This is a genomic window from Amycolatopsis sp. NPDC003676 (assembly GCF_053587275.1).
Genome location: NZ_JBSFNS010000047.1, coordinates 54988 through 64789, shown reverse-complemented (window position 1 = coordinate 64789; position 9802 = coordinate 54988). Strand labels below are relative to the sequence as shown.

The window sequence follows — 9802 nt, the reverse complement described above, 5'->3', positions numbered from 1 at the left end:
CTGCTGTTCGTCCCGTTGGCGTTCCCGTTCGGCGCGGATGCGTTCCTTTTCTTCTTCGACCTTGGCCCTCAGGGTTCCCCTCACGGACCTCCGCGAACCAACCAGCCCGGAAGACCGGAGCTTCCCCGGCCACCGCGCGCCGACACCAGTCCGCGACCGCCGCGCCGACCTCCTCCGGGCCGAGCGCGGAAGTGTCGACCACCGTCATCGCCCACTCCGGACCCGGCGACCGGCCGACCCAGCGGTCCCAGCGCATTTCCGGCCAGGAGTCGTTCGTGACGGCTTCCGGGACGTGCCCGGGGTCGTGCGCGTGCGCCCGCATCCAGGCCGCGAACGCCTGGTTCGCGGGGCTCGGCTCGCCGCGGCGGGCGAGCCGAGCCAGGTGGGCCTCGTCGCTGAGGTCGAGCAGGCAGCCGGCGATGTCGATCCGGTCGGCACTCGGCGCGGCGAGCGCTTCGCCGATCGGCACCGGATCGCCGGCCAGCAGCAGGTGCTTGCCCTCGGCTTCGAGCGCGATCGCCCGCCGCACCGCGACTTCCACCCGCTCCTGCCGCCACGCGACGGTCTGCACGGCCGGGATCGGGCCGAGCGTGCTCAGTTCGGCGTCCTCGTACGTGTTGTCGAGCAGATGCCGCGCGTGCAAGCGAGCGGTGGTTTTGCCGACGCTGGACGCGCCCGAAACAAGCAGCAACATGGCCGGCGACGTTACGGCTTACTGCTCGGAGCTCTCCACTGAATTTTCCCGCACATACCGCGAAAGCGTCGCCGCGCCAACGCGTTCGGACGATACGCATTCCAGGTGCGCGGGCCCGGTGCCGTCCGGGAAAAGGCGGGTTCCGGTGCCCAGGATGGTCGGGAAGGTCAGCAGCCGGTACTCGTCGACCAGGTCCGCGGCCATCAGCGCGTGCGCGACGCTCAGGCTCCCGATGACGATGACGTCGCGCTCTTCCCGCTTCACCGCGTCGACCAGGTCGCCGTCGAGAACGGACGAGTTCTGCCACGCGCTGGTGTCGGTCAGAGTGCTGCTGGCGACCAGCTTGGCGGCGGCGTTCATCCGCTGCGAGAACGGGTCGTCGCGGTGCGGCCACAGACCCGAGAACAGCTCCCAGGTCTTGCGGCCGAGCAGCAGGACCCCGTCGTCCAATGTGCTTCCGAGCCGGAATTTGTCGCCCGCGACGGACTCCGGGCCGTGCCGGAACGCCCAGCCGCTGCTGGGGGCGCTGCCCGGGTCGGACGAGATGCCGTCGAGGGTGGTGAAGGCGATGACGATGACGCTCATGGCGGAGATCCCTTCAATCGGTGTCGCCAGTACTTACCGGCGACCCCGGCTGAACTCATCGCTCCCGGCTAAGAAATCTTCAAAGGCAGGTCGAACGCCTCGAAAACACGCGGATCGGCGAAGACGACGTTATGCGAAATCCGCCCGCCGGTCACCGTGAAGACCTGCAGGGTGTGCAGCTGCCCGTCGGGCGTATAGGCGGCGAGCGCGGGCTGCCCGTTGGCAGTAAGCCCGCGGACGCTCCAGCCGACCCCGCGCATCTCGAACACCCGGTGCATGAACCTGCCGTAGTCGTCGCTGCCCTGGAACCACAGCGGGACCGGCGGCATTTCCAGGATCGCGTCGTCGGTGAGCAGCTTGACGAGCGCCTCGACGTCGGCGGCCTCGAAGGCTTGCGCGTACCGGTCGATCACGGCTTGGGTTTCCGCGTCGTCCGGTTCGGCGATCTCGTCCATCGAGCCCGCGTCGGCGAGGGCGGCGCGGGCTCGTTGCAACGCGCTGTTGACGGCTGGAACGGTCGTCTCCAGCTGCGTCGCGACCTCGGCGGCGCTGAACTCGAGCACCGACCGGAGCACGACGACTGCCCGCTGCTTAGCGGGGAGAACCTGCGTCGCGGCGACCCACGCCAGCCGCAGTCCGGCGCGGGTGTCGGCATCGCAGCGGGCGTCGGGGAACGGCTGCAGCCACGGAATGTCCGTCGCCGGTTGCAATGGCGCGCCCGGGTCGTCGCTGGCGGCACCCAGACCGGACGGCAACGGCCGCCGCGCGCGGCCCTCAAGGGCGGTCAGGCAGACGTTGGTCGCGATCCGGTACAGCCAGGTCCGGACGGAAGCGCGCGCCGAGTCGTACCGGTCGCGGGCTTTCCACGCGCGCAGCAGCGTTTCCTGCACCAGGTCCTCGGCCTCGTGGAACGAGCCGACCATCCGGTAGCAGTAGGCGGTCAGTTCGCCGCGGTGCGCTTCGAAGTCCACCGGGACATCATCCGGCACGCGCGACGCTGAGGAAACGGTCGACCACCGGGTTGTTTTCGTGATCGGTGCGCGAGATCGCCGAGACCGTCGAAAACGCGCCAGCGTCGGTGAGCGCGAGATAGCGCAATCCGGGCAATTGCAAGGCGCGCAAGGCGTTCGGCACGATCGCGATGCCGGTGTCGGCCGCGACGAGGCCGAGCATCGTCGGGAATTGGACGGCTTCCTGGACCACGCGCATCCGGAATCCGGCGCGCAGGCACAGCGTCTCGATGTGGTCGTGCAGCCGCGAGACGCGCGTGCGCGGGAAGGCGAGGAATGGCTCGTCGGCCAGCTCCGCCATCTCGACGGTTTCGTTGTCCGCCAACGGATGCGTCTCGGACACGGCCACGATCAGCCGTTCCTGGCCCAGCGGGTGCACGGTCAGTCCGGGGGCTTCGCCGACCTCGCGCGCGATCCCGACGTCGAGCTGGCCGTCCCCGAGCGCGGCGATTTGCGCGTCGGTGGTGGATTCGGTCAGTTCGAAACGGACATTCGGCCATTGCCGCCGCATTTCCAGCACTGTGGCGGGAACGATTTCCAAAGCGGCCGAGCTGACGAACCCGATCCGCAGGAGCCCGAGTTCGCCGCGCGCGGCGTGCGCGACCGCGGTGAGCGCGTGCTGGCTGCCCGCGAGCACGCGACGGCCTTCGGTCAGCAGCACCCGGCCAGGTTCAGTCAGCTCGACGCTGCGCGTGGTCCGCAGGAGCAGCCGCACGGACAGCTCTTTCTCCAGTTTCGCGATCTGCTGGCTGAGCGCGGGCTGGGCGAGGTGCAGCCGTTCGGCCGCGCGGCGGAAGCTGCGTTCCTCGGCGACCGCGACGAAGTAGCGAAGCTGGCGGAGTTCCACGCCGCTGATAATGGTTCCTTATCAGTGCGTAGGCAATAGATACTTCACTCTGTGTTCCGCGCGACTTAGCGTCATGGAAGACAAGCACCGTCGCGAACGTCGAGGAGCGCCCGTGGATCACGCATTGTCGTTGCAGCACTTCGTAGCGGGACGGTGGGTTCCCGGCGACGGACCGGTCGCGCAGAGTGTCGACCCGGCGGATCCCGCGCAGGTGGTGGCCGAGTACCGGACGGCTGGTCCAGAGCTGCTCGACGAAGCGGTGCGCGCGGCCGTGGCGGCGCAGCCGGAGTGGGACCGCCAGGGCACCATCGCCCGCGGCCTCGTGCTGCGGCGGGCCGCGGAACTGCTCGCCCAGCGCGCCGAATCGGTGGCCGCGTTGATGACCCGCGAACAGGGCAAGACGCTGGCGGAGTCGCGGGGCGAAGTAGCCGCTTCGGTCGAGACGCTGCACTATCACGCGGGCCGGGCGCGCAGTGCCGACGGCGTGCTCTACCCGTCCGGCAACCCGGACGAGGTCGTGCGGACCGTGCGCCGTCCGCTCGGGGTCGTCGGGGTGATCACGCCGTGGAACTTCCCGGTGCAGATCCCGGCCTGGAAACTGGCTCCCGCGCTGCTGTGGGGCAACGCGGTGGTGTGGAAGCCAGCCAGCGACACAGTCGCGCTGGCGGTGGCGTTCGCTGAGATCCTCATCGAGGCTGGGGTTCCGGACGGCGTCCTCAACCTGCTGCTCGCGCCCGGTTCGCTCGGTGCTGAGCTGGTGGAGCGGCCGGAGCTGTCCGGTGTCACGTTTACCGGGTCGGTGCCGGTCGGCCGGGCGATCCAGGCCGCGGTCGTGCCGCGCGGGGCGAAGGTGCAGCTCGAACTCGGCGGGCACAGCGCGGCGATCGTCCTGCCCGACGCCGACCCGGCGGAGGCGGCAGCGGCGCTGGTCACCGCGTCGATGAGCGGGACCGGGCAGAAGTGCACCGCCGCTCGCCGGATCATCGCGGTCGGGGATGCTTACGACCGGCTCGTCGCCGAACTGTCCGCGCGGGTCAAGGGTCTTGTGGTCGGGCCGGGGACGACGCCGGGAGTCGAAATTGGACCGTTGGTGTCCGCGCGGGCGGCGGAAGAGGTCGAGGGCGCGATCCAGCAGGCGGTCGACGAGGGCGCGACTGTACTGGCCCGTGCGGACTGCCCGGAGGGTGGCGCGTTCGTCGCGCCGACGCTGCTGGCCGGGACGCCCGAGCTGACGATCAGCCAGGAGGAGGTGTTCGGCCCGGTCGCCACCGTGCTGCGCGCCGCCGACCTGGACGAGGCGATCCGGCTCGCGAACGGCACCCGGTTCGGGCTCACCGCCGCGGTGTTCACCGACGACGAGCGCGCGGTACGGCAGTGCTTGCGCGATCTGGACGCGGGCATCGTGAAGGTCAACGCGCCGAACACCGGGTCCGAAGTACACGCTCCGTTCGGCGGGCTCAAGGACTCGTCGTTCCCCGCGCCCCGCGAGCAGAACGGCGAATCCGCCGCGGAGTTCTTCACCTGGACCAAAACCGCGTACCTGCGGACGTCCGCGCCTCGGGACCGATCGTGACCCGGCCAGCGGACACGGCGCTCGCCCCGGCGGAACTGGGCGCCGTCCGCTACACCCGGCACAGCTTCGCGCGGTCGTTCCTCCGCCAGGCGGCTCGGGAACGCTGGACGGTCTCCACCGTTCGCTGGGAATTCGACGACCACGGGCACGGCGAAGCGGTCTACCGGATCGACGTCGACGGTACGCTGCTGCACTTCGCGGTGTTTTCCACGGTGCTGCAAGAAAACGAGCGCACTGACCGGGTCATCGCGAAGCGGTGGGATGTCACGGCTGCTCTGGTGGAAGGTCCAGTTCCGGACTCTCGGATGGCAGAGCTGCGTCGTGAAGTACCACGGCAGGAAGCTGGCCGGGCCGACGCCGCGACGCTGGTGTGGACCCGCGCCAACCGCAGCGAACGGTTCTTCGACTACGTCGCAGCTCAACTGGCGAGCGGGGAACAGCCAGATTGCGCCACCATGGGCGACGCCTGCTACATCCTGCGCAGCACTGCCTTCTACAGCAACGGAAAGTTCGGTCTCGCCGACTTCGACCGGGTTGCCGAAGTCCCGCCGCTGCGAGTGCCGTACCGCGCGCAGATGCTGGCCGCGTGGCTGCTGCGCGAGTTCAGCTACGACCTGGTCGAGCACTGCGCCGCACGCCGAAACCCCGCTGCGGCAACGCTTTCCGGAGAATGGCGGCGTTACCTCGGCCTGGGCAACGCGACCGGACTCGGCATGGTCCCGTTCGTGGTGAACCATCCGAGCATCCTCGACGCCTGGTGCGCGGCGAGGGAACTGCCGCTGGCCCATGCCCTCGATGCGGAAGCCGATGCCGGTTCCGTGCGGCGCGCGAGCATGCTGCTCGACCGCGCTCGCCGGTACTTCCGCGAACGCGACACCCTGACGACCGCGCCGTACCTGACTGGCCCGCAAATGGCCGAACGGCTCGACGGAATCGCTTCTCTGCTCAGCGAATTCCCGGCGGGCGGCTTTCGGTGGCGGGACCTCGACGACCGAGCCGCGGAGTTCGGCGCCGAGGCCCGGGCGGTACTGCACACCGTCCTAGTCGAACTGGACGACTCGCTCGACGCGGAGATCGAGCACCTGTTGACCTGCGACCAGCGTCGGCGCGTCGAGATCGCCCAGACCTGCGGGCAGCTGCGCGACCTGCTGGCCGACCGGTACGACTGGACCCGCGAATTCGACTTCACCGACCCGAACGAACAGGCGAGGTTCTGGTTCTCGGCGGAGGACAACGAAGAACCCCGGCGCGGCAAACGCGGCCAGGATCCGGGCGAATCGATGGAACATCCGATCGACATCGCCCGCGCCGTGCATGCCCTCCGGCACGACCTGGCCGCCGCCGACGCCGACCGTTCAGTGGCGGAGTTCCTGCTGGAATTCCCTTGGCACCGCGGCATTGTCGCGCGCGTGCAGTCGGTCGCCGAGCTCCGCTACGGCGAGGTCCGCGCGAACCTGCTCGCCGACGATTTCCTTCCGCTGCACCTGCAGCGGTTCCAGCTGGCCCTCTACGGCATGGAGAACTACAGCCCGCAGTCGACCGACTGGTTGCGCGTCACGCTGTTCTCGGGCGCGCCCCGGGCGAGCGACGTCGAGTCCGGAGTGGACGACGACTGGCTGTTCACCCGCAAGCCCGGAAAGGAGTCCTGAGTGGACCCCCTGGAGCACGGCGACCTCACTGTCGTCGACGGACTGCAAATCAACAACTGGGACCGCAAAGTCCTGGAGGAGCTGAAAGCGGGCGGCGTCACCGGGGTGAACGCGACCTGCGCGGTCTGGGAAGGCCCGCAGGAAACGCTGCGCGCGGTCGCGGACTGGTACGAACTCTCCCGCGACAACGCCGATCTGGTCGTCCTCGCGGATAACGCCGACGACATCCGGAATGCCAAGAGCGACGGCAGGCTCGCCGTGCTGCTCGGCTTCCAGAACACCTCGCCGTTCGGCGACGACTACCGGATGGTCGAGGTCTTCCATCGGCTCGGCGTGCGCATCGCGCAGCTCACCTACAACATTCAGAACCTCGTCGGCGGCGCCTGCTACGACGAGCACGACTCCGGGCTCACCGCGTACGGCCGGTTCATCGTCGCGGAAATGAACCGCGTCGGGATGCTGGTCGACCTGTCGCACGTCGGAAACCGCACCAGCCGCGACGCGATCGACGCCTCGGCCGGGCCGGTCGCGATCACGCACGCGAACCCGTTGTCGTTCGCGGATTCGCCGCGCAACAAGCCGGACGACGTCATCGACGCCCTCGCCGCACGCGGCGGTGTGCTCGGCTGTTGCTTGTACCCCAACGTGATCGGCGGCGAGAAGACAACCCGGCGGCAGTTCTGCGAGATGGTCGCCGGGCTGGTCGAGAGAATCGGGCCGGACCACGTCGCGCTCGGCAGCGACTGCACGCGCAACTGGTCGCAGGACTACGTCGCCTGGCTGCGCAACGGCCGGTGGCGGCCCGCGTCCGCGGTGCCGGTGGAACCGCAGTGGCCGGTGTGGCCCAACTGGTTCGGCGGACCGGCCGACTTTCCGGTCCTCACCGAGGGGCTGCTGGAAGTGGGCTTGGACGAAACCGTGGTGGCGCAGGTGCTGGGCGGCAACTGGCTCCGGCTGTTCGACACGGTGTTCCCTGGAGTTGAGCAATGACCGCGGCGCGGGCTGAGCGCGTTTCAGCCGCCGAAACCGTGCTTACCCGGGTGTCCGTGCGGGAGATCCACGAGGTTTCGCTGCGGGCGTTGCGAGCCTCCGGGCTGAGCAGCGGCGAGGCGGAGTATTTGGCCGAGGTCGTCGCTTCTGCTGAGGTCCACGAGAGCGCCGGGCTTGACGCCTTGGTCACCGAGACGGCACGCGTCCCGGCTGGACGGGTCGGGCTGCGGCTAGAACATTGCGACGGTTACGCGGTGGCGCACGACCCGGCGTCTCGCGGTCCGCTGCAGGCGTTCGTACCGGCGTGCGAAACGGCCGCGGTAGTCGGCACGTTGGTCGTGCCTGGCATGGCGGGAGCCCCGGCGCTGGATTGGGCCGCGTTGGACATCGCCGAACGGGCTGGCCGGGTACTGTCCCTTTCGGACGGTTCACAACGCACCATTGTGACTCCGGACGGGGATTTGCTCCGGCTCCCCGCTGAAGCCGAACCGCGTCCGCCGGTCGCGGGATTGGTGATCCGCTCGTTGTCCGACGTTCCCGCCGGTGAAGTGATTTCCACTGCGGCGGAACGAAAGCAGCGGTATCGCGAAGCGGTCACCCATGGCGTGGCCGTGAAGACTCCACTGTGGACTCACGCGTATTCGATCGCGCGCGGGTTCCTGATTCCGGACCACCGGGAGGGCCGATGAACTCGCGTGAGCTGGTAGCGCATCCGCACGGACCTCGTCCCTACGCCGGTGCCGCTGTCTTCGGCGGAGTGATTTGGGCGTGCGGGCAGGTTCCCGCACGGCGGGACGGCAGCGTCCCGGAGGAAATCGACGAGCAGGTGCGGGTGGCCCTCGACAACCTCGAGGACACCTTGCGGGCCGCGGGAGGGAGCCTGCGCACGCTGCTCAAACTGACGGTGTTCCTCGCCGACCTCGGCGAGTTCGACGTCTACCACCAGGCTTACCTCGACCGTTTCGCCGGCATCGACCTGCCGCCGCGGACCACGGTCCAGGTCGCCGGATTCCGGGGGACGAAACGCATCGAGATCGACGCCGTGGCGGCGGTCGGCAGCGAGGAGACCAACCGACATGAAGACTGACCGCGCACCGGACACCGCTGGCTCTGTTGTTCGGGCGACCCTGGATTCGGCCAAGCTCAACGGGTTCCACCGCAAACTGGCGCTGTACTCGTCCGGCGGACCGTTCCTGGACGGCTACATCCTCAGCATCATCGGCATCGCGCTGGTGCAGATCGGCCCGCAGTGGCAGATGGACTCGCTGTGGTCCGGCCTGATCGGCGCGTCCGCGCTGGTCGGCGTTTTCATCGGGGGAGCGGTGTTCGGGCCGCTCACCGACCGCATCGGCCGGAAACTGATGTACACGATCGACCTGATCGCGATCATCGTCTGCTCGGTGCTGCAGTTCTTCGTCGCCGACGCGGCGCAATTGTTCGTGCTGCGGCTGCTGATCGGCGTCGCGGTGGGCGCGGACTATCCCATCGCCACCGCGCTGGTCACCGAGTTCGCGCCGAAGGCATGGCGGGCGCGGCTGGTCGGCGGGCTGAACGCGATGTGGTTCGTCGGCGCGACGGTCGCCGCGTTCGTCGGGTTCTTCCTGCTCAATGTGGACCAGGGCTGGAAGTGGATGCTCCTGTCGTCGGCGGTGCCCGCGCTGCTGATCGTGATCGCCCGCACCAGCATCCCGGAGTCGCCCCGCTGGCTGCACAGCAAGGGCCGCGACGCCGAAGCGCTGGAAGTGCTGCGCACGACGATCGGCGAGCACGCGACGCTGGACGATCTTCCGGAAGCCGAAACCAAAACCCCGATGTCCGCGTTGTGGCGCCGCGGATATCTCAAGCGGGTCATCTTCATCTCGATTTTCTGGACGTGCACGGTCGTGCCGCTGTTCGCGATCTACGCCTTCGGGCCGCAGATTCTCGAACTGTTCAACCTCGGCGGCGGCAACCTGTCGCATCTCGGGTACGGGCTGATCAATTTCTTCTTCTTCGTCGGGAACATCGCCGCGCTGCTGCTGGTCGACCGGCTCGGCCGTCGCCCCGTGCTGATCTGGGGCTTCGCGATTTCCGCGGCCGGGCTGTTCTACCTCGGTCTGCAACCGGGGGCCGCGCTGTGGCTGATCGCGCTGGCCTTTGCGGTGTACGCGGTGTTCAACGGCGGTCCGTCCATTTTGGAATGGATCTACCCGAACGAACTTTTCCCGACCGAGGTTCGCGCCTCGGCGGTGGGGCTGTGCACCGGGATCAGCCGGATCGGCGCGGCGGTCGGCACGTTCGCGACGCCGTGGTCGCTCGCCAATCTCGGGCTTTCGGCCACGATGTACATCGCTGCCGGTATTGCCGCGCTGGGTGCGATCGTGAGTGCGTTCATGGCTCCGGAGACGAAGAACATCGATCTGCACGTCGCTTCTTCGCTCAGCTGAGGGGAAACCGGGCCCGGCGCTGGGGAGG

Annotated in this window: 10 protein-coding genes; 6 read left to right on the top strand and 4 right to left on the bottom strand. The window is 68.8% G+C overall.

What is annotated here, in order from left to right:
- The 4 genes from ACWDNU_RS25615 to ACWDNU_RS25600 form a co-directional block, all read right to left on the bottom strand.
- On the bottom strand, nucleotides 1-694 hold a 694-nt coding region (locus ACWDNU_RS25615), incomplete at its 3' end, for a hypothetical protein (protein WP_449670752.1).
- 18 nt (nucleotides 695-712) lie between these two features.
- Nucleotides 713-1279 (bottom strand): dihydrofolate reductase family protein, encoded by a 567-nt coding sequence (locus ACWDNU_RS25610; RefSeq protein ID WP_449670751.1) that lies wholly within the window; start codon nucleotides 1277-1279, stop codon nucleotides 713-715.
- A 68-nt stretch (nucleotides 1280-1347) separates the two neighbouring features.
- Complete coding sequence (locus tag ACWDNU_RS25605) at nucleotides 1348-2250, bottom strand: RNA polymerase subunit sigma-70 (protein ID WP_449670750.1); 903 nt, start codon at nucleotides 2248-2250, stop codon at nucleotides 1348-1350.
- Between the two features lie 7 nt (nucleotides 2251-2257).
- On the bottom strand, nucleotides 2258-3136 hold the full coding sequence (locus ACWDNU_RS25600) for a LysR family transcriptional regulator (protein WP_370935494.1): 879 nt from the start codon (nucleotides 3134-3136) through the stop codon (nucleotides 2258-2260).
- A 112-nt stretch (nucleotides 3137-3248) separates the two neighbouring features.
- Between ACWDNU_RS25600 and ACWDNU_RS25595 the strand changes: the two genes are divergently transcribed.
- The 6 genes from ACWDNU_RS25595 to ACWDNU_RS25570 are packed head-to-tail and all read left to right on the top strand — an operon-like array spanning nucleotide 3249 to nucleotide 9774.
- Nucleotides 3249-4709: an aldehyde dehydrogenase family protein gene (locus ACWDNU_RS25595; protein ID WP_449670749.1), complete on the top strand. Its 1461-nt coding sequence runs from the start codon at nucleotides 3249-3251 to the stop codon at nucleotides 4707-4709.
- Nucleotides 4706-6358, top strand: a complete 1653-nt coding sequence (locus ACWDNU_RS25590) for a hypothetical protein (RefSeq protein ID WP_449670748.1) — start codon at nucleotides 4706-4708, stop codon at nucleotides 6356-6358. Before ACWDNU_RS25595 ends, ACWDNU_RS25590 begins: the two co-directional genes overlap by 4 nt.
- Nucleotides 6359-7348 (top strand): membrane dipeptidase, encoded by a 990-nt coding sequence (locus tag ACWDNU_RS25585; RefSeq protein WP_449670747.1) that lies wholly within the window; start codon nucleotides 6359-6361, stop codon nucleotides 7346-7348.
- Complete coding sequence (locus ACWDNU_RS25580) at nucleotides 7345-8037, top strand: hypothetical protein (RefSeq protein WP_449670746.1); 693 nt, start codon at nucleotides 7345-7347, stop codon at nucleotides 8035-8037. Before ACWDNU_RS25585 ends, ACWDNU_RS25580 begins: the two co-directional genes overlap by 4 nt.
- Nucleotides 8034-8435 (top strand): RidA family protein, encoded by a 402-nt coding sequence (locus tag ACWDNU_RS25575; protein WP_449670745.1) that lies wholly within the window; start codon nucleotides 8034-8036, stop codon nucleotides 8433-8435. Before ACWDNU_RS25580 ends, ACWDNU_RS25575 begins: the two co-directional genes overlap by 4 nt.
- Complete coding sequence (locus tag ACWDNU_RS25570; protein WP_449670744.1) at nucleotides 8425-9774, top strand: MFS transporter; 1350 nt, start codon at nucleotides 8425-8427, stop codon at nucleotides 9772-9774. The genes ACWDNU_RS25575 and ACWDNU_RS25570 overlap by 11 nt, the downstream gene beginning before the upstream one ends.
- Nucleotides 9775-9802 lie beyond the last annotated feature (28 nt).

What these genes read in the sequence shown, in the direction of transcription:
- ACWDNU_RS25610 (WP_449670751.1), bottom strand. Translation starts at nt 1,279, where the DNA reads ATGAGCGTCATCGTCATCGCCTTCACCACCCTCGACGGCATCTCGTCC.
- ACWDNU_RS25580 (WP_449670746.1), top strand. Translation starts at nt 7,345, where the DNA reads ATGACCGCGGCGCGGGCTGAGCGCGTTTCAGCCGCCGAAACCGTGCTT.
- ACWDNU_RS25575 (WP_449670745.1), top strand. Translation starts at nt 8,034, where the DNA reads ATGAACTCGCGTGAGCTGGTAGCGCATCCGCACGGACCTCGTCCCTAC.
- ACWDNU_RS25570 (WP_449670744.1), top strand. Translation starts at nt 8,425, where the DNA reads ATGAAGACTGACCGCGCACCGGACACCGCTGGCTCTGTTGTTCGGGCG.